22 protein-coding genes are annotated in these 24152 nt (G+C 43.7%); 10 read left to right on the top strand and 12 right to left on the bottom strand.

The features are described from left to right. Positions 1-47: 47 nt before the first annotated feature. From ABW391_RS00335 to ABW391_RS00300, 8 genes are read right to left on the bottom strand one after another with little or no spacing between them, the layout of a single operon-like run. Positions 48-3488, bottom strand: a complete 3441-nt coding sequence (locus ABW391_RS00335; RefSeq protein WP_353479840.1) for a baseplate J/gp47 family protein — start codon at positions 3486-3488, stop codon at positions 48-50. Positions 3489-3534: 46 nt separating this feature from the next. Then, a complete protein-coding gene (locus tag ABW391_RS00330) occupies positions 3535-3909 on the bottom strand; it encodes a GPW/gp25 family protein (protein WP_353479839.1) in 375 nt (124 codons plus the stop codon). An 8-nt stretch (positions 3910-3917) separates the two neighbouring features. Then, a complete protein-coding gene (locus ABW391_RS00325) occupies positions 3918-4994 on the bottom strand; it encodes a hypothetical protein (protein WP_353479838.1) in 1077 nt (358 codons plus the stop codon). After that, a complete protein-coding gene (locus ABW391_RS00320) occupies positions 4991-6502 on the bottom strand; it encodes a hypothetical protein (protein WP_353479837.1) in 1512 nt (503 codons plus the stop codon). The genes ABW391_RS00325 and ABW391_RS00320 overlap by 4 nt, the downstream gene beginning before the upstream one ends. Before the next feature lie 9 nt (positions 6503-6511). Continuing rightward, positions 6512-8161, bottom strand: a complete 1650-nt coding sequence (locus ABW391_RS00315; protein WP_353479836.1) for a hypothetical protein — start codon at positions 8159-8161, stop codon at positions 6512-6514. Position 8162: 1 nt separating this feature from the next. After that, complete coding sequence (locus tag ABW391_RS00310; RefSeq protein WP_353479835.1) at positions 8163-9713, bottom strand: hypothetical protein; 1551 nt, start codon at positions 9711-9713, stop codon at positions 8163-8165. A gap of 2 nt (positions 9714-9715) precedes the next feature. Continuing rightward, a complete protein-coding gene (locus ABW391_RS00305; protein ID WP_353479834.1) occupies positions 9716-10015 on the bottom strand; it encodes a hypothetical protein in 300 nt (99 codons plus the stop codon). Further along, positions 10015-11415 carry a hypothetical protein gene (locus tag ABW391_RS00300; protein WP_353479833.1) on the bottom strand — a complete coding sequence of 467 codons (1401 nt, stop codon included), beginning with the start codon at positions 11413-11415 and terminating at the stop codon, positions 10015-10017. The genes ABW391_RS00305 and ABW391_RS00300 overlap by 1 nt, the downstream gene beginning before the upstream one ends. A gap of 107 nt (positions 11416-11522) precedes the next feature. Here ABW391_RS00300 and ABW391_RS00295 point away from each other — a divergent pair, with 107 nt between their 5' ends. Genes ABW391_RS00295 through ABW391_RS00250 form a run of 10 tightly spaced genes read left to right on the top strand, consistent with a single transcriptional unit; the run spans position 11523 to position 22243 of the window. Next, entirely contained in the window at positions 11523-12443 is a 921-nt protein-coding gene (locus tag ABW391_RS00295) for a hypothetical protein (RefSeq protein ID WP_353479832.1), read from the top strand. Next, a complete protein-coding gene (locus tag ABW391_RS00290; protein ID WP_353479831.1) occupies positions 12436-13347 on the top strand; it encodes a hypothetical protein in 912 nt (303 codons plus the stop codon). The genes ABW391_RS00295 and ABW391_RS00290 overlap by 8 nt, the downstream gene beginning before the upstream one ends. After that, positions 13344-14357 carry a metallophosphoesterase gene (locus ABW391_RS00285; protein WP_353479830.1) on the top strand — a complete coding sequence of 338 codons (1014 nt, stop codon included), beginning with the start codon at positions 13344-13346 and terminating at the stop codon, positions 14355-14357. The genes ABW391_RS00290 and ABW391_RS00285 overlap by 4 nt, the downstream gene beginning before the upstream one ends. A 16-nt stretch (positions 14358-14373) precedes the next feature. After that, positions 14374-15969, top strand: coding sequence for a twitch domain-containing radical SAM protein (locus ABW391_RS00280; RefSeq protein ID WP_353479829.1), 1596 nt, complete (start codon positions 14374-14376; stop codon positions 15967-15969). Beyond that, a complete protein-coding gene (locus tag ABW391_RS00275) occupies positions 15966-17159 on the top strand; it encodes a hypothetical protein (RefSeq protein WP_353479828.1) in 1194 nt (397 codons plus the stop codon). Before ABW391_RS00280 ends, ABW391_RS00275 begins: the two co-directional genes overlap by 4 nt. 33 nt (positions 17160-17192) lie before the next feature. Next, complete coding sequence (locus ABW391_RS00270) at positions 17193-19274, top strand: AAA family ATPase (RefSeq protein WP_353479827.1); 2082 nt, start codon at positions 17193-17195, stop codon at positions 19272-19274. Continuing rightward, positions 19267-20286 carry an aminotransferase class I/II-fold pyridoxal phosphate-dependent enzyme gene (locus tag ABW391_RS00265; protein ID WP_353479826.1) on the top strand — a complete coding sequence of 340 codons (1020 nt, stop codon included), beginning with the start codon at positions 19267-19269 and terminating at the stop codon, positions 20284-20286. Before ABW391_RS00270 ends, ABW391_RS00265 begins: the two co-directional genes overlap by 8 nt. Then, a complete protein-coding gene (locus ABW391_RS00260; RefSeq protein WP_353479825.1) occupies positions 20264-20743 on the top strand; it encodes a hypothetical protein in 480 nt (159 codons plus the stop codon). The genes ABW391_RS00265 and ABW391_RS00260 overlap by 23 nt, the downstream gene beginning before the upstream one ends. Next, a complete protein-coding gene (locus ABW391_RS00255; protein WP_353479824.1) occupies positions 20710-21771 on the top strand; it encodes a hypothetical protein in 1062 nt (353 codons plus the stop codon). The genes ABW391_RS00260 and ABW391_RS00255 overlap by 34 nt, the downstream gene beginning before the upstream one ends. 43 nt (positions 21772-21814) lie before the next feature. After that, a complete protein-coding gene (locus tag ABW391_RS00250; protein WP_353479823.1) occupies positions 21815-22243 on the top strand; it encodes a hypothetical protein in 429 nt (142 codons plus the stop codon). Positions 22244-22653: 410 nt separating this feature from the next. Here the strand turns inward: ABW391_RS00250 and ABW391_RS00245 are convergent, their stop codons facing one another. The 4 genes from ABW391_RS00245 to ABW391_RS00230 are packed head-to-tail and all read right to left on the bottom strand — an operon-like array spanning position 22654 to position 24118. Then, the gene (locus ABW391_RS00245) at positions 22654-22992 is read right to left on the bottom strand and encodes a DUF6614 family protein (RefSeq protein ID WP_353479822.1); all 339 of its coding nucleotides are present in this window, start codon (positions 22990-22992) and stop codon (positions 22654-22656) included. Between the two features lie 3 nt (positions 22993-22995). Continuing rightward, entirely contained in the window at positions 22996-23439 is a 444-nt protein-coding gene (locus tag ABW391_RS00240; protein ID WP_353479821.1) for a hypothetical protein, read from the bottom strand. After that, positions 23436-23942: a hypothetical protein gene (locus ABW391_RS00235; RefSeq protein ID WP_353479820.1), complete on the bottom strand. Its 507-nt coding sequence runs from the start codon at positions 23940-23942 to the stop codon at positions 23436-23438. The genes ABW391_RS00240 and ABW391_RS00235 overlap by 4 nt, the downstream gene beginning before the upstream one ends. Further along, positions 23942-24118, bottom strand: coding sequence for a hypothetical protein (locus tag ABW391_RS00230; protein ID WP_353479819.1), 177 nt, complete (start codon positions 24116-24118; stop codon positions 23942-23944). Before ABW391_RS00230 ends, ABW391_RS00235 begins: the two co-directional genes overlap by 1 nt. Positions 24119-24152 lie beyond the last annotated feature (34 nt).

Here is a 24152-nt window from a genome sequence, read left to right as displayed (position 1 = left end):
AGTTTGAAATATCGGTGGTAGAAAATCTACGGTTCTTGTTCTATCCATTAAATTACTCCACTGCCCGGTGCGGTTCTAAGGTTGGTTGATGTCAGTGCTGTGATCACTTCTACGGAACTGACTCCGGCTGCATTGACAAAAATTTCATCTGGTGCGGACCGTATTTCATACAGGTCACCAAAACTCTTCAATGGGTCCAAGGGCACCAGTACTACAGAACTCACAATGCCGCCCATATTTCTATGGATGTAGGCTGCAAGTTCTGAGAAATAAAATGTATCTCCAAAATCCCATGCGTCAATTGAGAAATACTCATTCAAGTTGGCCACTACTAAATTTTTAATTTCACTTTCGCTGGCTGTTGAATTGGCTGCACGAATAACCTTGATTGTGGCTCTGAGTTCTTGTGCTGCCTTGGCACCAAACAGTGGCTTGAACACTACTGAATTCACTACCACGTTGTCTGAAATCATTTTGTAGTTGTTGAGATTCTGATACGCAGTTGACAATTCATTGATTGTGGGCACACTGGGCTTGGGCACTGTGTCTGTGGTGTCTCTGATCCAGTTTTGATAAGCATTATAATAGCTTTGTGTGACCACATACAGGTCAATGATGTTGGTAGTCCCTGGGTCAATACGAGAAGTCAGTGGAGCATTGTGTCTGTATTGGAAATACAAACTTTGGCGTCCAACTCTTGCAATCCAATCTGAAGATACATCTACCAGTGATCTCACAAAAGTTGTGCTGACCACTAGTTCATAAAAAGCACCCACTTGGCCGGCCAAGGGTCCGACATAAATTTCTTGATTGTAGGCATAGAAAATTTGCCCTGCCACATATTCTCCCTTGACTGCTTCAATATCATTCTTGATAGCATACTCACTGACCACACGGCCTGGCTCAACTAGAATATAACGTTGTAGATTGTCAAAGTCCACTGTCTTTTCAAAGAACACCAGTTTTGAATTTGGAACAACCAACGGTGCCACAATTTCATCAAAGAAATCTGGATCATCTGCTACCCCATCACTGTCAACGTCTTGGTAACTGACAATCACTTGATAATCGTCGACATATCCATCGGATTCAACTGGCTGGCCAATGATAGAAAGACTGATGTCCCCGGGCAGAGGTTGATTGGAATCTGGCAAGCTGTTGGTTCTCAACACCTTGACAAAGTCGCTGATTGTTGTGCCTGTGCGAGTGTCAAAAATACGTTGCCCAGATTCAAAGAAGAATCTTGTTTGCAGTACCGAGCCAAAGTTGTACACCAGTGCGCGGCTGGTCACGGTATAGCTAAGTCCATCTGTTAGGCATTGAATGACCCAGCTTGCATCTTGGCCTGTGCCCGATGTATCTTGTGCGTTGGCCAGGCTAAAGTCCGCATTGACAGCAAGATTATTAGATGTAATTAGATACCAGGTCTGTGTGGTATTATCATATCCCAGGCCAAAATTTCTAAACAACAAAATCTGATCAGCAATTGCGGATTCAAGGCTGGCTGGAATATCTGTGACCAGCAACGGAATCACTGACACGGGTATTGCTCCTGTGGGCACAAAATTATTGAGTGTGACTGGTCCAGTTCCGTTGTCAAAATTGCCTTGACCTTGATTGGTGCCGTTCAACACAATGATGCTTGGACTGGCCCAGATGGTGAGTGTTTCATCTGCACGAACCGGAGTTCCTAGTTTTAGTCTATTGTTGGCATCAAAGTAGTAGCCAGCAGGTGCAGCAAATTTTACCAGGCTACCCACTTGAATATATTTTGTGTTGTTGCTAGAAAACGTGCCAATTGGAACAGGGCCGCCGGTGGAATTTACAAAATAGCCAGTGGTCTCATTGGCCATTGTGGTACTTTGATTCCAGGTGATGTTGAGTACTGCCAAGTCTGGTCTTGGAAAATTTGCATAATAGAACTGTGTAAAACCGTTGGTGATCAATAGTGGTTGTATCTGGTTGGTGATCACACTGGCAATGTCATTGCGATTCAACCAAGAAAACACAAACGTGGGCAGTTGGTTTTCTTCCCACAGAGCACCGTCAGATCCAAAAATATTGGTCGAGCTGTATTTGCCTGTGTTGTCTACCAGATCAAGATATCGACTGGTACCAATGCTGGCACGATTTAGTGCCTTGCTTTTGATAATTGAGTTGTACAAGGTAAACGGAAAGTTGTTGTAGTCTTCGCCGTTGACCATGCGATTCTGTGTGTAGTATCTAGCAGGAGCACGTTGCTTGATTTCGTCCAGAGTTTCTCTGGCCTGTGCATTGCTGACAGGAGTGGTAATGCCACAGGTGAATGTGATTGTTTGCAACTGACCAGTTCTGCTGATGTAGCTGATTGGCAAGACCACACTCTGCATTTCTTCTGGATTGATAATGTATTGCAGACCGTTACTGGCACGAACATACGCACGGAACAAGCCCACTGGAATTGCAGAAAATACACCATCGCCAAATGTCAACATGATCTGATCGTTGGTTCTTGATGTTGTGGAAAATAACTTGCGTTGATCAGGTGTTAACTGTTCTGCTGCCGCAGCAAAAACTGATTCTACATACTGCCATTGGCCCACAACTGTACCCACATTGTCTAACTGGAACACCCAGCGATCTTCATTGTTGACACCTTCAATATTGATGTTGACTGTGCGATTGCTGATTCGTTCTGCCAGATTAAAATCTTGACTTTGCAACACGCCTTGTTTGAAATAAAAGAAATAACCAGTGTTGGCTGCTGCAAACCCTAAGGAGTCACTGCGGAACAGGATATTGAAAATGCCATTGGCCACAGGAGCAGGTTCGTAGAGATAGTCTTGCCCCACGGATGTGGAACTCACTGCTTCAAACGGCATGTTGACGCCGTCCACAGTGGCGTTGTATGGCAACACCGGCAAGAATCCTGGAACCAGGTTGATAGCATATTCAGATGTGTTTACACCCACAATGTCTTGACGATTGCCTGGGCGACCCACACGTTGAGTGTCCACTAGAGCAGCGTTTAAAATGGCTGTGAATTGTTCTTCCCAGTTGAAATTGGTAGGATCGTTCCAGTTGATAGTGACGTTGGCCAGGTCAATTCCGTTGAAGTCTGTGACATTTTCAGTAGTTTGTACGGAAAAAACTTTGAGGTAACCTTGGGCTGCTGTATTTCTTTTGGCAGTGTAGCTTACCAAGTTAGCCAGGCGCACCACTGAGTCTCTACGCTCTGCTGTGTCTATGTAATTTTCACGGGTGTTCAGATCGTTGCGGAAGGCCATTGCTTGACCCATGAATGCAACAACGTCTAGTAATGCAATGAATTCTGAACTTTCAATATAGTCGTTGAATGTTTCAGGATAATACTGTCGAAGATAATCTACAAAACTTTTTCGCAAAGTTTCAAAGTCGTAGCTTTGAAAGTCAGCTTCTCTAAAGGTCTGATAAATGCGTTTCCAGTCTTCAACGCCAAATATAACTGTTTGTCTAGTGGTGCGTGCCATGATATTCCGTTAATATGTTATTTACCGATAAAGTAAACGGCTACTTTTATACGAACGAAGCTCTGCGCTGTTGTTGATCAAAAAACACACTCAGCAATTGTGCATCTGCACCAGCTACCAGTTGTATCTCTAGTTCAATCAACACACCGTTTTCCTGTGAGTACACTTGTACATCATTCAGATAAATTCTAGGATCACCGCCGGCTACTCTTTGTACTTCACGCAGAATATTGGCCATGGTAGTTTGATCCTGGCTTTCAAACAAAAAACTCCAGAGTGTAGTTCCGTATGATGGGCGTCCGGGCAATTGTCCTTGCCAGACATTGAATGCATTCAGTAGGTCACGCTTGATTAATTCGCCGTCTACCAGTGTGAATTTTTTGTATTGATTCTGTGTGTTAAATCCAATGAATGTGGCCATACAGATATTTAGCTGGTGCCCGGAGGTGCAAAATCTGGCACAGATATTTTGCTGTTGCCAATGACTTTTTTTACAGCTTCATTTAAATTAGATCGATTCACAGTGTTGGTAAATCCTTTAGCTGCTTGTACGCCTGCTTCCAGTGGATTGCCGCCGCCGGATATGTCGGCATTCAACCCAGCAAACGCCTGTGCAAATTCTGCTGATTTGGCAAAGTTGTTCATTTGACTAATTAGTGCAGCTGGTGCACCGCCTGCACCCAAGGCAAGTAATCCGCTAATGCCACCACCACTAACTAATGATCCCAGTGACCCCAGTGACGGTGCAGTTTTGAGCCATTCTGTTGCATTGCCCAGCCCAAACTTTGTGGCATTGTTTAACAACGGACCCAGTTGCGATGCCACTTCTGTGCCGCTGATGGCTCCTACTTGTTTGAGTTGATCAAAGTTTACATTCATTAGGCCTTGTTGTACTGTAGTTTGCAGTCGTTCGTTGCCCAGTACTGAGGTTAAATCTGTGGCACCTAGTTTGCCTGTCCAACTGGTGGGACTTGACAAGATGCTGGTAAATTTGCTAGGATCAAGATTGATCTGTTCGGCTAGTCCTGGTTTGATCAAGCCCGACAACTGCAACTGATCAGCATTAAGGCCAAACTTGCCAAGACCTTTAGTATTGGTGATTGCAGACGTAGCCTGGCCTACTGACGTACTAGTTTGTGCAATTAATCCTTGTATTTGTGCAGGATTAATGGCGCCTATATTTTGTTGAATCACTGTTGTTTTGACAAAGTCACTTACTCCTATTGGATTGGGAATAGGCATTCCTCTTAAATCAGGAAGATTGATTGCACTTCCTAGTTGTTGAGCCTGTGCAAATGATGCTGGTCCTATTTGAGCTATGGCCGATGATAATCCACCTGTGGCCTGTGTGACTGCGTTGACTAGTCCGCCTACCGGTATTCCTGTTAGCCCGCCAGTGCTGATCTGTTGATCAAATATGGCTCTGGCTTGTTCCACAGTGGCACCCGACGGGCCTTCCACATCATACACTTCGCCGTTTGGTCCTGTGAATGAAAATTTACTCATGATTTTCTAACAATGCCCCAGCTGGAAGGAACCGGCTCAGCATCTGGCGGAGGAGTGGGCGTTCCTTCAGTCAAACTCACACTGGCCTCTACGCCTTTGTTGTGATACGGATACGGTTCGTGAGTGGGTGCTCTTGTGACAATACTTTCTAATGCATTGGGTTTTACTTGCCAACCTGTAGAGTTGTCAAATGTAATATCATCCAGGGTTGTTTTAGGATACAGCTTGGGAATCTTGACGTCTGCTGCACTGCCGCCGTTGAGATCAATCCTGCTGGCCTTGAATTTTAATGCTGAACCACCATCCCATGAACCACCTTGACTTTTTAATGCTAGACTGCCATCACTTCGAATGCCAATTGGTGCTTGGCTGTAAATGGTCATGGCACCTTGGCTGGCCACGTTCATGGTAGTCACAGCACCAATGTTGGTGGCTGCATTTGATTTCATGTTGATGTTGCCGCCAGCAAACATATTGATGTCTTTGTCAGCATGTAAATTGATAGTTCCTTTGGTTCTTACGTTTACACTGTTGGTTGAAAACACATCTACTGTGCCTTCGGATCCCAGTTCAATCCAGGTTTGTCCATTCGAATGAATGAACTGAAAAAAGTTTTCTGAATCATTCATCATGATCTGATGACCCTTGGCAGTTCTCAATCTAAGCAAGGCATTGTTGCCGTCTAGATCGCCGTCGTCCATGACCAATGTGTGCCCACCTTTGCGGCCTATCACTTTGACATCCTGCGGCGTTAGTTCTCCAGAATTCAATTTCTGACGTATGGTGTTGGGATCTGCACCACCTTGATAGATAGGCTGGCCGGGTGTGCTGATGCCATACACTGTGCTGGGACTTTCTCGTTGTGCATTTGAAATGATAGGGCCACGTTCAGGATCTTTGTCTAGTCCTTGTTGAAAAAATATGGCTGCTTGAAAACTATGCACAGGCTTGGGCTGTTCAAAGAATCGCGGATTTTTGTTAATCTCTTTGTTGGCTGAGTTGATTTCAGTAACAGGCAGTTGAGGTGCATTGGCAAAATATTCTGCTTGTGACTTGTTCTGAGTAACATACTGGCCTTCCTTTGCAGCACCAATGGCCGGCAACATATGATTCAAGCTGTCTTCAATTATTGACCCAATATAGTAACCTTTGTCAGGATCACCTTCAACAAAGAAACACATGACAGATGTTCCAATATCCGGTGGAGTAAACCACATGCCGTAACTTTGTTGATTTCCGGGGTATGTGCCTACACCTGCACTAGTGCTGGTTTTTTCTGTGGCTCCATAGAACGGTGACAAGTATCTTACCCAACGCCAAGTTTCAGGATTGGTGGCGGGTTGTCCGCTGGCAAACTGTTCAATGAAAACCTGCAGGCGTCCATTTCTTGTGAGATCCACAGTGTTTACAATACGACCAACAAATGGCCCCATTTCTGCAGGTGTGCCGCCGCGATCAAATTTATAATTGGGTGCGCGGCCTGATGGTTGAGCATTATTTTGTGCCATATGTGTCCTTTAGGTTCCTTGATCGTCGTTTACTACACCCTGTGAAGGATCTGGTGATAGGTCAAATCCGCCAAGTCTGTTTTCTCCTGGTTTTCCAGAAAGAACCGGTGGCGGTTGAAATTGTGTAGTTGGAATATCTACACCCTCTACACTGGCTGGTTTTGCTGGCAACGGTTGAGCTCCGGATATGGATGTGATAACATTGGTTGTGGGCGCAGGTGCTGTGTATTCTGCGTTGGCAGGCACCACCGATGCTGCACCTGCTTGCAGTACTTTTGAGGTTGATTGTATTATTTGATTGGTAGGTAATGCGCCGCCAGTGGCTGCTATTATACGGTCACCAACACCTGAAGTTTTTGCTGGGACAGTTGGCGGTGTGGTATTTCTTCCGGTATCTGTTGTCTTGGTAGGAGCGGTATCTGTCACCCAGATACCTTTGAGTTCTTGAGTAAACTTTCCACCCCTGAATGTGCTTTTGCAATGTGTGGCCTGGTATGTTACTGCTTCTTGTGCCAGACCGGCCTTGCCCTGCGAACGATCCGCAAAATAGTTGTTTTTTCCTGGGTCCATGAGTCCGGTATTGAGATCATAGTCTCTGGGTTGGTTCCAGGCAAATTCAAAGTATGCACCAGATGCTTTGGCATTTATAGTGCCATCAGCTTCAAATGGTGCTGAGACAAACTTGCCGGGTTGCATGGCTTTGGGAGACGGAATCCAGGCAGGATCTCCCATGATTACTAATCTAATGTTGGCCTGGTCGACCGAATACAAGTAGTCAGCAGCATTGGCGCCTGGCTCAAATGTTTTGCCATCGCCGCCCTGACGTGCTTGGCCGCTGGCTGGCATTGTTCGTTTTTTCCAAAGTTCTCGACTGTTGACTGATTGTTTTAGATCTTCAGCTGTGGAGTAACTGGTAATGGCCTGGCTCCAGAGTTTGTTGAACTCCTGTTCATACTGCAAGATCTGTGTGTTTTGTCCTGTGAACCAGTAATTAAACACCTTATGCACACCACGAGACGCACCACTGTCAAAATATTCGCTGGCCACTGGTGTTTGATACGGTGCCACAGTATAGATCATTTTGTACGCAAAATCGTTTTGTTTTGGATCGTACTTTAACGGTTGTGCATCACAACTGACACTGAACCAAGCAAACCTTTGCGGAGACGGACCATTGGGGTCCCAGGTGTTGGTTTCTGAATTCCAAATAACTTTTTGTTGTGCAGTAATATAACTGCTGCTGCGTATTACTGTGTCAATGAATTGCACAATTTGCTGGCCTGCCGTGGCTGACTTCTGTCGCACAGTTGGACTCATACTTTGTTTTTCACTCAGTAATTGATCAGCTGCTGTTGCTGTGACTGACCCACCTGCCATACTTTTGTCCAATGGACCCGGAGGAACAATGCTGGCGTTTTCTAATATGGGATCAGCAAATTTAATTTCATAAACGTCTGGTATAAAGCCACTGCTTTTGGCTTGCTCTGCGTAGAATGTGTTTAGTGCTGCACATAGTCCGCTACCAAGTGTTGTGGCACCAGGTTTGGGAGCTGCATCAGCCTTGGGAGGGGCGCCAACGCCGCCAACTGCACTTTCGCCCGGTTTGGTTTGTGGTACCTTGTCAGTTGCTGATATTATTCGAGGAATTGCGGTGGCCATATTATTGTCCGGACTCTAAAAGTGCTTGTGCTCGTTGTGCAGGATCTTGCACAGTGTTACTGCCTGGTGGCGACGATTCTATAGGTGCACCGTTTCTGGTTTCATCTCCGGCTGACTGGCTTGCTGTTTGTTGTATCACAGTACCAACCAATATGTCCTTGACTGTGCTGCCCTGGAACTGAAAATTCTGCGGTATGCTGCCACGATTGGTGCTGAAGCCAGTGATGTCGGGCACTGCAATTCCTTTGATCATGTATTCAACCAACTTGTTGGCTACTTTAAATTCAATTCCAGAGATTGTAAAAGGCACAAACTTTTCAATTGCTGCACGATTATCTGTGCCACCGGTTTTTCGTGCAATAGGTTGCACAAGATTGCCATTGATATCATAACCATAAAATCTTATTACCATGCAGTACTGTGCTGCGGCATAGTTTATGGGGGTGCCGGGTTTGGCTATATTTTTGGATTCGTACAACTCTCTAACAGCATTTAATAAATTGCTCAACAGTGTGATTCCGTTGGGTTCAGTCACAGTAAAGCTCAACTCTGTAAGTTGTGCTGACCCGCCAGCATCAGGGGTACTACTAAAAACAGTACTGAGTTCAAAATTATCAATATAAAAATCCAGAGGGAAAAACGGGCTGCGGCCAGCAACTGGTGCGCCGCCACTTTGCACCAACAAGTAGTAGCCGTTGAGATTTTTTTTGTCTTGTTTTACCAAGATTTTGTATGTTTCAGGATCCATCAAATACCAACTCAGACTATAGGTATAGCTGGCATACTGATCTAGTACATTATCCTGTGCCACAATGGCATTGGAGGCACCACCATACAATTCATCCAGTCTATTGCGAACTGCTGCGGTGCCGTTGACACCAGCAGCATCATCACTGCGAGCTCCTACACCGCCTTGTTTGCCGTTGTTCACAGGAGTGGCTCCGGGCACTGCTCCTGAACTTTCCAATTGATTAAATGCTCGTTGCTGGGGATCCAGGAACGGTGGGGTAAATCCACTGGATGAGGCAACTCCCCCGGGTGGAATAACTCCACTGTTAAACGGTGGGGTCTGCAACAGACCAGTTGCCGGAGGATCAGATACGGATTGACTATTGGTCAATGTTACTGTAGCTGCATTGGTTCCAGAATCAACATCTCCTGTTTCTGTGGTTGGCGGTGGATCAGCATTGGTTGGGCCTGCTGTGGTTTTTTCAACTATTCTGCCATCAGGTGTTTCAACCTGCTGGGCAGGAACAGGATTGTTTGAGCCAGCACGGTCGTCCCGTGCAGTTTGTGCGTCTCTGGTGGTATCGGCTGAACTACTGGGTGGATTTACCCCTGCAGTGAGAGATTCAAATGAAGGTATATCGTCAGGTGAAATAAGATTGAGATTGATACCGGCCGGGGTATTGATGGCTCGGCCGACTTGCAATCCAGTCCGTGTTTCTGCTATAGAAATTGCAGTGCGATATGCTTGCCGATCTTGGATGGAAGAATTCCAAGATTGATAAAACGCTGCTAGAAACTGCGAGATCTGATCCTGAGTGGCCATGCTTAGAATCCTAACACGCTGCGTAATGTGGTAATTTTTGGCAGATAAATTTGTACACCGGCCTTGAAGTCCAGGGGAGGTGCAGTCAGAGTGTTGGGATTGCGTTGATAAAACACCCACCATAACTCTGCTGTGTCGTACAAGTCAAATGCCAGGAGATCTGGTCTATACTGATACGTGGTGTTGATCAGCATGATACGATCATCAGTTTCTTTAGGAATAGGACGATTGGTCATAGTGTCCAGAAAGAACTGACTATAGCCAGTGGCATAGTATGCGCTGGTTGAATCATAAGTGGCCATTACCAGAACCCTCCTTTGATTAGATCACCGTTGGCAAATCCCTTGACGCTGAACTGTTGGCTGACCTGCGATCTGGTCTGTATTGGCAACAATACCAAGCTGATCTCAAGTTTTGTAGGCACATAGGTTGGTTCATTTTTTCCCAGGGTGGCCGGAGCGTTTGGACTGGACATTGCTCCTTTGCTTATACCTTGACTGGAAAAAAGATTTGCCAGTCGATTGACTGCACTGGAGATGGGGTTTGTGGGCAAGTTTTGTCGGTCTCTGCGTGACAACAGATTGGTTCCGTTGATATTGACACTTCTGGCCCGTATGTAATCAACGTCAGCTGGCAGACTGTATGAGAAACTGCTGACCACACAAGGATGCGCTGAAAACTGATACTGTCCCAGTCCTGTCAAGAATACCAAAGGGGGCGGTGCACCTCGTTCTGCATCCTGCCCATAAAACATTTTTGTTACTGATCTAAAAAAGTGTATCACCGCCAACAAGTAGGTGGCTTCAGCGGAATCTTGTGCTGTGAATGTGGCTGACATATTCACTGCATCAGTATAGCTTGACTGGTAAAAATAGCCCTTGTAGTTTGAATGAGTGAGTGCGTATGGGGAATACTCAGCCTTGTAGTTGATATCAATCTTGGGTGTGTAGGGGAATATTACCCCACCTGTGTTGGCCAAAGGAGCCAGTATTCCTGGAGGACTTGCATTGTACAAATAGGTGGCACTGGGTGCCAGGCTGAGCCTAACACGCCAGTCCCCGTTGTTGGTCATCTTGCGTTGTGCTTCCAGTGTGGCTTGACGTTGTGCCAACATGGTGCCTGCTTGTGCCTGGGCAGCGGCACGTTGCTGTGGATCTTGAACGGTGTTTGCTCCGGGCACAGATGCGGCAGCTATTTGGGCAGCTTCGGCACGTTGTTGTGGATCTAGAAATATGTTCACAGGAGCCGCAGAAGTTGTGGGTTGTGCTGCTGCAAATTGTCTAGCAGCTTCCTGGTCCTGAAGACTTTGGTCGTTTGCAGCATCAACTGGGTCAGCCGCACTGGCTGCATTGGCTTCTGCAGACGCTTCAGCAAGAGCAGCATCACGTGCTTCAGCACGTTGTTGCGGATCTAGAAATGTGTCTACTGGCGTTGCGGCCTGTGCTGCTACTGCGGCATCTACTCCTGCAAATTCATTGTATGGCGGAATCACAACTGCCGGCGGTGCAACAAATGGTTCAGCATCAATGGTAAAGGTAGAAGTGTATCCGCCAGTAGCATCAACCTCTGTGTTGGTGAAACTGCTGATTATTACAACATCGCCACCTAGTGACGCGGCTACCTGAGCCCGAGCATCAGTTTCGGCCAGATTCTGAGCGGTGTTGGCATCTGAGGCAGTGACTGTGGATGAGAATGTAGACATAGTGATTCCTGTATCTTATTTACCCAAAAAATAAACCACTCAGTTTATAAAGGTTGACAAAGCGGCAAAATATGTTATACTAAGTAATATTTTAAGGACCTGTCTTAATGGCAATCATCGCAAGGACCACACCAAAAACCAATTATCTCAACAACAGAGACATTCTCAGAGAGATTCATTCCAGCAAGAAAAACTACTGTGCCTATAGAGATCCTGATCTAGATCACCAGTGCGATATTATCTTGCCAAGTCTAAACAAGATCAATCAAAAAACCATAGCAGAAGCCAGACGCAACCGAGCCGATCGTATCAAACGTGAAACTGGTGAGATACTTGATCCAAAAAAAATACCCAACACAGACATTGTGTTTCGCATCATGACCTGGGAACATGTGCCCATGGCACCAAAGAAAATCACCAAGGCTGAAGCAAAAAAGCGCAGCAAACTAGAAGATTTGTTAGAACTGGATGAAGTGGTTGAGGATCCATTGGCTGACTTGATTGATGCACCGATGTTGGATCCCACACACATTCGAGTAAACTTTCCTCCGTTTTTTCACTATCGCATAGACGACGCCAAGGTGCCGTTTCTGGTGGGCAAAAGCCACTGGAAAGGTGATCTTGAAACTGGAAAGTTTTCAAAAGATCACGGTGACATGACCAACAAGCTGGCCATGATGTTCATGAAACTGTGTGAACGTTATGCCACAAGATCCAACTGGAGAGGATACACCTACAATGAAGAAATGCGCGGACAAGCCCTGTTACAACTCAGCCAGATCGGACTGCAATTTGACGAGTCCAAATCGCAGAATCCTTTTGCGTATTACACTGCCGCTATTACCAATAGTTTTACTCGTATCCTGAACATTGAAAAGAAAAGTCAAAATATTCGCGATGATATTCTGGAGATGAACGGGCTCAACCCTAGCTGGACACGACAAAACTCTGGCAAGCACTCGATGGCGGCCATGAGTGGTCCGGTTACAATTACAACCTATCCTGTGACACCACAAGAAGATGCATGAACTGAGTAGTACTGTTCCTATCGCATACCACGGAGGAACATATGGTACATATCTTGAATGGTGCTTGACTAGTCTGATCAGTACTGATCAGTTGGTTTCTCCGTTTACTGATTTAGGAAATAGTCACAAATTTAAAAAAGGTAATTATTTTGAGTTTGGCACTGTTTCTAAATTTTTGAGTTTGCATCAATCGGCAAAATTTGCACGATTTCATGCTGAAACCCAACAGCAACATTCAATATCAGATAAATTAGATCAAGTTTGCGATATTGTACAACACATGATATATATCTATCCTGATCGTGATTCAGTATTGTTAACTATCAATAATGTTTTTACTAAAATTTGGAACAACTGGTGGTCTAAAGAATTTTTAATCACATCTGCTGCTGATGCCAGCCGACTTTATCAAAATTGGCCAGTATTGCCAGGTACAGCAATACAAGATATACCCAACTGGATTCGTCGAGAATTCCTGAGTTTGTATTTTATGCCTGCATGGCATGATCAAGTAGAATGGTATCATCCTGATCATTGGCAAAATCCCAAGTGTTGTAAGATCACTGTCAGAGATCTTCTGAACAATTTTGAAGAAACCTTACAAAAAATAAGTTTGTTTTGTGGCATAGAGTATGTGCGCCCTATTCAGGATTTGTTACCGTTTCACGAACAAAATTTAAAAAATCAAAAATATCTACACCATGATGCACTATGTACCAATATTATACAAGCTGTAACCAACAATCAAAATCTTTCGTGGGAAACGTTGTCGTTGCCCAGTGAGGCCTGGATTCAATGGCAATTGAGAAACCTTGGGTATGAAATTCAGTGTCACGAGCTTGACAAGTTCCCTACAAATAGTGTACACTTGCACGAGTTACTGTATCAACTCAAATCCACATGAACCTATTTCACAAAGCAGCGGTCTTCACAGACATACATTTTGGACTCAAGAGCAACAGTACTCAACACAATGAGGACTGTTTGAACTTTGTGAAGTGGGCCACGGCCAAGGCCAAGGCTGAAGGTTGTGAAACCTGCATGTTCCTAGGTGACTGGCACAACAATCGAGCCAGTCTCAACATTGTCACTCTCAACTACAGCCTACAAGCACTGGAGCACATGAATGCTAATTTTCAACGTGTGTATTTTATTCCTGGTAACCACGATTTATATTATCGCGATAAACGTGACATTCAGAGCGTGGAGTGGGCAAAGCACCTTCCTAATGTGGAAATCTGCAATGATTGGGTTAGCCACGGTGATGTCATTATTGCCCCTTGGCTATGTGGAGATGATCATAAACGCATACCCAAACTAAAAGGCAAGTACATGTTTGGGCACTTTGAGCTGCCCGGTTACTTGATGAATGCACAAATTGAAATGCCAGATCATGGCGAAGTTCAACGAGAACACTTCACCGGCTTTGAACATGTGTTCACCGGACACTTTCACAAGAGGCAGACCAAAAAAAACATTACCTACATTGGCAATTGTTTCCCGCACAACTATGCAGATGCCGGTGACGATGAACGTGGCATGATGATCCTTGAGTGGGACAAGGAGCCCGAATTTCATGCCTGGCCAGATCAGCCTAGATATCGTGTTTTTGGTCTCAGCAACATCATTGACAATGCTGCCACTATACTGGCGCCGGACATGCATGTGCGTGTGCAACTGGACATTGAGATCAGCTACGAAGAAGCCAACTTTATCAAAGAAACATTTATCAAAGACTACGGACTTAGAGAAATGGCCTTGATACCAAACAAGTCCAGCTCAGTGGACACAGACATGGCACCTGGTGAGATCAAGTTTGAAAGTGTAGATCAAATTGTCACAGACCAGATCACCAACATTGCATCCGAATTCTACGACAACAAACTACTGTTGAAAATATATCAGAATCTATAAGTAATAGAATCGTGACATGACCCAACTACATAATCTTACCACAGCTCAGGACACAATAATCAATAAACAAATTGATGAACTAAAGACAAACTATAATGTATTAGGAGTATTTTATCTTTCAAATTTCTTTAAGCCAGATGGTGATAAGTGGTTGTTTGAAAACTTAAAATCAGTCTACCAATCAAGGTATGAATACCTTGACAAGATCGTGGTTGTGCAAGACTGTGTTGATATTCCAGAATTCCACAAACACCCTGGGCGAGCAATTTCTCGTTTACAACAACTGTTGTCTCAGATTGACATATCAAATTCTTTTGTGGTGGTAGTAAGCGGCAATCAGCATCTAGACACTGAGCTCGATCAAGTTAAAACACTGTGTTCAACTGACAAATTTAGCATATCTCACGTGTATGTTAAAGAACTTGAGTATATTAACCAAGACACCAAGACTGATACATTTTGTGTATTACCGTGGACTCATTTATATTTTGGTCCAGACAGTAAAGTGTTTCCATGTTGTCAGTCCGACCAAACTTTGCCAATAGGAGATACAGCAACTGAATCTATTAATGAGATTGTAAACTCAGATAGTATCAAAAAACTTCGATCAAACATGTTGCATGGACGTCGTAGCAAAGAATGTGCATTTTGTTACAAACAAGAAGAATTTAATTCAGAAAGTTACAGAACTCTTAGTAATGCGCAATTTGCCAACTTGGATGTTGATTATAAAGAGGATCTTGACCATTTTCCATTGAAGTGGGTTGAGTTCAGTATCAATAAAACATGCAATCTAAAATGTCGAATGTGCAGCGGGTATTACAGTAGTTCTATTGCCAAAGAAGAAAAAAAATTGTATGGCATCGAGTCGGTGACCACTACTGCAAAGCAACGATCTCTAGTGGTAGAGCAACTTATTCCGTATCTGCCCAATCTGAATCAGATTGATTTTGCTGGTGGAGAACCACTGTTGACCAATGAACATTATGCTGTCTTGGACCAACTGATACTGTGTGGTAATACCAATTTAGAAATAAATTATATTACAAATTTTACCACTCTCAATTATAAAAAATATGATATTTTCAGTTATTGGGAAAAGTTCAGTAACATAACACTTAATGCCAGCTTGGATGCACACGGAAAAGTTGCTGAGTATGTTAGATCTGGCACAATCTGGAAAAATATTGAAAAAAATATACATTTAGTAAAAACACGCCGTCCGGATATAAAATTATCCGTATCGTCTACTGTGGGATTTATGAATGTCTTAAATCTAACAGAATTACAGCGTGATTGGCACAACCGAGATGTTCTGCCAATCACAAATTTTAAATTACATCCAATTTTGACACCCGAATATCTTACTGTTCAGGTGTTACCTAAAAAACACAAAGCAGGTGTGGATCGAGCTATACAACTTCATATAGATTGGTGTATGCAGATGGGTGCTGTTGCTCTTGCAACCCAATGGAAAGATTTGTTACAATACATGTGGAACTGCGATAATCAACAATGTCTTGAAGAATTTAAAAAAATAATCACTCTTCAGGATCATGCCAGACACCAATCGTTTGTTTCAGTTTTTCCTGAATATCAAGATCTAGTATGACCAAAACATATCACAAATACAACGTCGCCGGTAGGATTAGAACTATTGTTTTAGGCAGTTTTTTTGGTCCAGAATATTTTGAATTTATCAATGACGTTGGCATACGTGACCCATTACAAAAAATAGCTGCTGAAATCAACCAGGATCTTGATTACTTCCAACAGATTTTGGAATCACACGACTCTGTGGTATTAAAGCCCGAATTGATATCTCTTAGAGAATTTAAAGATTTTTTTGATTCTTATGGATATTTTCCCAAGCCGCCCTTGCAACCTAGAAATAATCATGCAATCATTGGAGATCGGTGTTATCGACTCACAGCAGATTCTAGTTCAATTGTCCAACGCCTAGAACTTTACAATAACAACATTGTAGATTTGACCCAGGCAAATAGTCAGATGTTTGCCCGTAGCATGGAACAAAATTTGTCCAACTACAATCCAACAACCAACACTTGGTATCGACGACAAAAATACCATAGCCTAGCAGGTCCTGATTGGCCCAAATTTGAAAATTATATAAAGGGGGATCGATCAACAGTACCTTTTATACAACAAGAATTGGAGGAATTTCAGTCTGAGTTCACCTACGAAACCAAAGAACTAGGTCCAGCTGAAGGTCCTAATTTTATGGTGTTAGGCAATCAATTGGTAATTGATTGCAACGAATATTGTGACTATGCTGCGTGGAGCCAAGAACATATTCCTGGATTCGAAACTTACAACACTATCAACACCACTGCCGGGCATACTGATGGGTGTTTTGTAATTGTAGGAAATAAAACAATAATAGGGATTGATCCGTTAATTGATTATCATATACATTTTCCTGATTACAAAGTAGTTAGAGTTCCTCCTAAAAATTATCAAGATATTTTACACAACTATCAACACAGTCAGACCAACAAAATGCGAGCCTGGTTTATCCCAGGAGAGGATTGTAATAAACCATTACAAGAATACATAGACAAATATTTTGAAAAATACACTGGCTTCTCGCCCGAAACTGTGTTTGATGTTAATGTACTGGCATTGGATCAAACCAATGTTTGTGTGACTGCTGATACTGCCGAAGTAATCGGTCCGTTACAGCAACAAGGCATCAATTGTATAAATGTACCATGGCGACATCGATGGTTTGTGGATTGTGGGTTACATTGCATTACCTTGGATCTACATCGAAATGATTGACTTTACCTATAGAATTATATTATAATACATGCTATGATTCAAATTAAAAATCTCACTGTTCGAAACTTCATGAGTGTAGGAGCAGCTACTCAGGCCGTTAACTTTGACCGCAAGGACATTACCTTGGTGCTGGGCGAGAATCTTGACCTTGGCGGTGACGGTAGTCGCAACGGTACGGGCAAGACCACAATCATCAATGCACTCAGCTATGCCTTGTATGGCACGGCTCTGTCAAACATCCGCAAGGACAATCTAGTCAACAAGACCAACGGCAAAAACATGCTGGTGAGTCTGGAGTTTGTAGTCAGCGGTGCTGAGTACCGAATTGAACGTGGACGCAAACCCAATGTGCTCAAGTTCTATGTGAACAATGAAGCCACTGTGGCCACAGACGAGGCACAGGGTGATTCAAGAGAAACACAAGACGCTGTGGAACGTATCATGAACATGAGTCACGACATGTTCAAACATGTTGTGGCTCTCAACACCTATACTGAACCGTTCCTGGGTTTAAAAGCCAATGATCAGCGAACCATCATTGAACAGTTGCTGGGTATCACTCTGCTGAGTGAACGTGCTGATGCAATCAAAGAACTGGCCAGAGGCACCAAAGATGCTGTATCTCAAGAAGAATTTAGAATCAGAGCCGTGGTTGAAGCCAATAGCCGTATTGCAGAACAGATTGAGAGTCTCCGACGACGACGAGTGCTGTGGCAAAAAAAGCAAGACAGTGATCTTGAATACCTGGCCACACAGTATACTGACCTAACACAGATCAACATTGAAGCTGAATTGCTGGCACATCGAGATCTTGCCGTCTACAGTCAACAAAAAACAGCACAAGATGCTCACACTGCCTTGGTGGCCAGACAAACTGCCTGGCGACAAAAACAATTCCGAGATGTGGCTGAATTTCGTGCCAACTATGATTTACTGAGTCACATTGACATTGCAGCCGAACTGGCTGCACATGCCGCTTTGGTGGCTCACACACATCAAGCCAAGAACACAGCGGATCTTGAAAAACTGATTACTCGCGGCCGTTCTGATGAGACTAGAGAACGGGCTGCCGTTGCCAAACTATCTGCAGAGATTGCTGAACTAGAAGCACACAAATGCTATGCTTGTGGACAAGAGTTCCATGACGGAAGTCACACAGCAGTACTGGAAAACAAACGCAAAACCCTGCAAGAAGCTGAACTACAGGCTGTGACCACAAACGTTCAACTGACAGAACATGCCGCAACACTAGCAGCACTAGGCGCATTAGGCGCAAAGCCTGTTACACATTATCGTACTGAAGCAGAAGCTATCAGACATTCAAGCGAGTTGGAAAATATTCAAAAGCAAATTGATGCCAAACTTGACGAACTTGATCCCTATGCCGAACAGGTGTCAGAATATACTGAGGTTGTGCTGGGTGCTCAACCAGTCACTCACTACGATACCGAAGCCAAAGCTGTTACACACCTGAGTCAAGTTGCCAACCTGTTACAACAAGTCACCGCCAAGACAGCCGAGACTGATCCCTACACTGATCAGATCAACGACATGACAGATCAAGCTCTGCAGACTGTGAGTTATGATGCACTAAACGATCTCAATCGGTTGCAGGAGCACCAAGACTTCTTGCTCAAACTACTGACCAGCAAAGACAGTTTTGTTCGCAAGAAGATTATTGATCAAAACTTGAGTTATCTCAACGCAAGGCTCACGCACTATCTGGATCGCATTGGGTTGCCGCACACTGTGAAGTTTCAAAACGATCTCAGCGTCAGCATTGAAGAACTAGGTCGCGAACTGGACTTTGACAATCTCAGTCGAGGTGAACGCACCAGACTGATCTTGAGTCTCAACTTTGCATTCCGTGATGTCTGGGAAAGCCTGTACTCTCCAATCAATCTGTTGTTTGTGGATGAACTGATTGATAATGGGCTGGACACAGCAGGTGTAGAGAATGCCCTGGCCTTGCTCAAGCGCATGAGTCGTGAACGTCACAAGAGTATCTGGCTTGTGAGCCACAGAGATGAACTGAGTGGACGAGTAGAAAACATACTCAAGGTTGTGAAGGAGAACGGATTCACCAACTACAACACCGAGGTCGAACTTGCATAAAAAACTAGCTTGGCTTATTTCTGCTAGAGAACACAGTGATTTTTACAATTGCAGAGATCAGGCCGGGTTGTTGTTTCAAGGATCGCGAGCTGTGCAAGATCCTGCGGTAGTTGATTGCATTAAAGAAATTTTTTCCCAAGATCTCAAAACTCTAGGATTAAACCAAAGATCAAATCTTTCTATGTTTAAAGAATCCATGCATCAATGGATTGCACAACACTCCAGCAGTCAGTTGCAAGGTCTTGATCAATACCGGATTGATTTTGCAAGCGGAACTACTCAAAGCTTTGATAGTTTTTACTATAGACACCGTCAGCGGCGTATGCGATGTTTTGTTGGTGAATATTTTTATCATTTAAAAACCTGGACCAGTAACAGTACTCCCTGGAGTTTTGTTACCGAGCATGACCCTCTTGTGCCCGGAGATGCGTTAGTGGTCAGTGTGCCATTCTGTGATACCGGCACAGTGTTGCCAGATATCAACAGTATACTCAATCTCTGCGATTCTGCTGGCATTCCGGTGCTGATTGATGCTTGTTATTATCCTATTAGTGGAAATATTTCTGCTGACCTTGCACACGATTGTGTAGATACTGTGGCATTTAGTTTGAGCAAGGCATTTCCGGTTGCCAATCTACGCATTGGCATACGTTATACAAAACCCAACATATTTGATGGACAAGCATTGCATGATTCAATCAACTACAACAATACCCTTGGCGCATACATTGGCCTTGAACTGATTAAAAAATTCAGCTGTGATTACATTTACAATACCTACAAAGATAGACAACAAGAAGTATGTGAATTTTTTGATCTAGAGCCCAGCAATTCTGTGCTGTTTGCCATTGGCAACCAACTCTGGAAACAATACAATCGAGCAAATTTGCTTGATGCATATCAACTAACGCTAGATGCTGATCAATTTAAAAACAGAATTTCCTTGGTCAGTATCTTTGACAACTGGGATCTTTTTGAATTTGTAAAATATGAAACTACAACTAACATTTAAAAACATTGTGGACTCTCCGCACTGTGTGATACGCATGAACAACCAGGAATTATACCGTGGTGGAGTTCCTGCAGATTTTTTAAACAATTTTGAGCAACTGGAATCTGATTGTGTACTGATAATTGAGCACATAAACAAGCAGCCTAGTGATACCATAGTTAAAGACGGAACCATCATAAGAGACCGTAGTTTCGAACTTGACCAAATCGTAATTGACGGATACGATCTTGAAGAACTAAAGTGGACCAGTGAATTCCGGGCGCAAGATGGTGCAGTATATGCCAGTTGTTTGTTCTTCGGTCCCAATGGCGAATTTGTTTTGAAATTTAGTAATCCAGTGCTGCGTTGGCTTTTAAAAACACGTCATGAAAAAAACAACAACGACCCGCACTGGGAAGAAGACTACAACTATTATCAGCAAGCATGCAAGACACTACAACAGATATCGCCACAATAAGGCAATTGGCCTGGACACTGGCACAGGCCAGTGCTGCTGATCAGCTGGATGTACCAGGTGAATATGTCTGGGCGTTTCCGCCAGATCAAACATTTCAATCAGTGCAAGCCAGATCTCGAAGTATATTCAGCAGTGGCAACAGTATCAAAGATCCTGATGTGATATCATATGTGCAAGGACTTCATCTAGCAAAACATCTGCTGGATCCCTGGGTTGTTGAAAAGTTTGAATCACGCTTTCCAGACTGGATTTCTGCAGGAACTCGATATAAATTACACAACTTTGATCAGTTCAAGTATGTGGGATTCAGTGCTGGTACCCAAGAAAGTTTTATCAACTTCTATTTGTTCAACAAAAACAAACGATTTCGTGTGTTCCGCGGTGACTACTGGTGGCACATGGATATATGGAGCAAGATAAATGCGGACTGGGCCTATATAGAAGATGATGACTTGAGGCCAAACGATATTTGTATTTGCAGCTATCCGTTTGCTCTCACCGGAGATAAACATCAAAACTTTGATTGGTTAGTAGATGAATGTAATCGTGTGGGTGTCAAGCTGTTGGTAGATTTTATCTACCTGCCCAACAGCAACAATGCAGTTGACATTGATTTAGCCGCCGACTGCATTGAACAAATTACCTTCAGTTTTAGCAAGACTTTTCCTGTACAATGTGCTAAAATAGCAGTGCGTATGTGCAAGACAAAACCACAAGATCCCATGCAGATGAGCAATGATGAAAATATCTGTAATCGACTCAGTGCTGGCCTTGCGTTGGATATTATCAGTCAGTTTCCTGTGGATTATAACGTGACCAAGTACTGGGATCAGCAGCAACACTGGTGCAACAAACTAGGTCTTGCTGCAACCAAGGTTGTGCATTTTGGGCTCGGTGATGATTACACCAGTTACGGACGTACAGGACAGGCTGCTTGGTGTAGTCCATTTAACCAACAGCAAAACCGCTATAATTTAGGCATGCTATACGAAAATCAAAATCTACTGAAAAAATTAAAACTTTACTGACCAGGCATAACTATACTGCAAAGGTAATACAACAAATTCTCGCATGACATGGCACTATCAAAACACTCCAGTTGAGACACTGCCCGAAGAATGCATAGGATTTGTTTACCTGATCACCAATAATCTTTCTGGTCGCAAGTACATAGGCAAAAAACTAGCTAAATTTTCAAAAACCACATACAAAACAGTCAAGCAAAAAAACGGCATCAAGAAAAAAAAGAAAATTAGAACCAAAATTGACAGTGATTGGCGCGAGTACTACGGTTCAAGCGAAAATCTAACTGTTGACGTAAACACCCTAGGCACCGAAAACTTCACCAGAGAAATACTTTACTATTGCACTTCAAAAGCTCAGTGTTCATACATTGAAGCTAGAGAACAGTTCGATCGCAAGGTATTAGAATCCGCAGATTATTACAATGGCCATATCTCAGTCAGAGTTCATGGCTCACACATCATAAACAAAATTTAAGGCAACACAAACGACACTGTGCCGGATGTTTGGTTCGGCTCCATTGAGGAACGGTGAGATACCCGGTCTGGACTTGGACGTCAAAGGCAATTGCTAACTTAAGGCAACAAATGGTTGGGGCTATGTGAAAAAGATACAACCCCAGCTTATAGGACTTGGATCTTGATCGGGTTACTAGGGTTCCGTTGATATGTGAAGCTTGAGTAGGGGGTACCGGTCAACCGCCTCCGCGTAGGAAACTACAATCTCATTATCGTAGATGACTGCTGTCACTCGGATGATGCATTCAATTCACCGTGCATACGGTGAATTATGACCACATAATCTGGATGATACTAAATTCAGCTTCGCTCTAAACAATGTGTGAGCGATAGCGAAACACATAGATACACGAAGTGTATCTTGAAGCGTTAGAGATCAGTATCTGGCCAATCTCTAAACAGTGCATGTTGTATATCACCTGATACAAACTGATTGAAGCTTTTGTGCTTGACTTCGAGTTCTCCTTCAAGTGGTGCTACTCTCTTAAAAGCTTCGTCCATCTGAGCCATACCTGTAAATTCCATCAGGATCATCCATTCAGGCATGTCTGCAATTGATCTGAATCCCATCTTGCAGCGTGTGATTCTGTAGCTTTCCATTTTGCCTTCTTCAATCAGATGATCAAAGAAACTCTTCATGCCTGTGACCCAGTCAAGATCCGAAATGTCGCCTTGTTTGTTTGCCCAAATTGTATATAAGTCTGCCATGTGTTACTCCAGTGGTCCTAGTATTTCGAATCCGTCTATAGCAGATTTGTACAGGTGTGCTTGGTCAAGATACAGGTATTCAAACCCGCGGGCTTTGTAGATAGCACACTCTGTTTTCATTGTTTCTATTCCCAGTCTTGTTTTGGGATTGTGATAGGTCCATGCAAACTGATCGCACTGTGCATTGTGCTGGTCAAATCGCCGTATTAGACTCCAGGCAACTAGTTGTTTGTTATCGTAGTAACCAATGATGTCGGCCATTGGATCAAGATATCTACTGTGAAACATGGGCATGACACTGGCAAAGTGTTTGTGAGTGCAGTAGGTTCGATAGATGTTGTCCAGCTGAGCCAACATATCGGGGTCACGATCGGTGATGTACTCCCAGTCCACTGTGGATTCATAGTTGGTTTTGTTCAAATCAACCCTGGCAAATTGGTAGCTCATGATCTTGGGTCCATTCGATTCTGAAACAACTGTTCAAGATACGGTTCAGGCCAGGCATGATAGAAACCTTTTTTCTCCATGGTCTGTGCTCGAGCATTTAGATCTGACAAGGGTTGTAGTATGCTGAGTGCATACTCGCCTTGGTTCATGCAGATACCGTTGACCATTTCTTTGTCCTCAGGATGATCCTCCAGCACCAGCAGATCGTTTGCCAACAAAAAGTCTCGATTGGCAGCATCAAGTCTGCCATGAAAATAGTTGTAGGTCCACTCGCCGGGATCGTAGGCATAGATTATGACTTCGTATTCGCCCATGCCTTGGGCACATCGGGCTTCAAGATCATGATAAGGATCCGTGCCCACAAATATGCCCACAGTGCGTTTGAGTCTTGCTGACCTGGCAAACGGACAAGGTGGAAAGTTGCCCAGTGCAGGATGTGGAACTTCCACAAAGGTTTCTGACCAGTGCAAGATATCTTGAGTGACTTGAGTGATGTTTAACATTAGAAGAAAGGTAGACCTGATTTCTTAGTGGTCTCTAGATTGTCTTTGATCAGTTCGCCCACAAGATCTCGTTCATTAACGGCCAAGGCCATGGCTTGATCGTATGTCAACCCACCACGCATGAACCAACTCATTTTTAATGCCTCCCGACGGATCTGTTGGCAGTCTTTTTCCATACCCTCAACTAGATCGTTGATTTGTTCAGGACTA

It is taken from the genome of Haliscomenobacter sp., from assembly GCF_040403615.1.
GTDB lineage: Bacteria > Bacteroidota > Bacteroidia > Chitinophagales > Saprospiraceae > Haliscomenobacter.
Note: the sequence above shows the minus strand (reverse complement) of the source record. Positions and strands in the feature narration are given on the sequence as shown.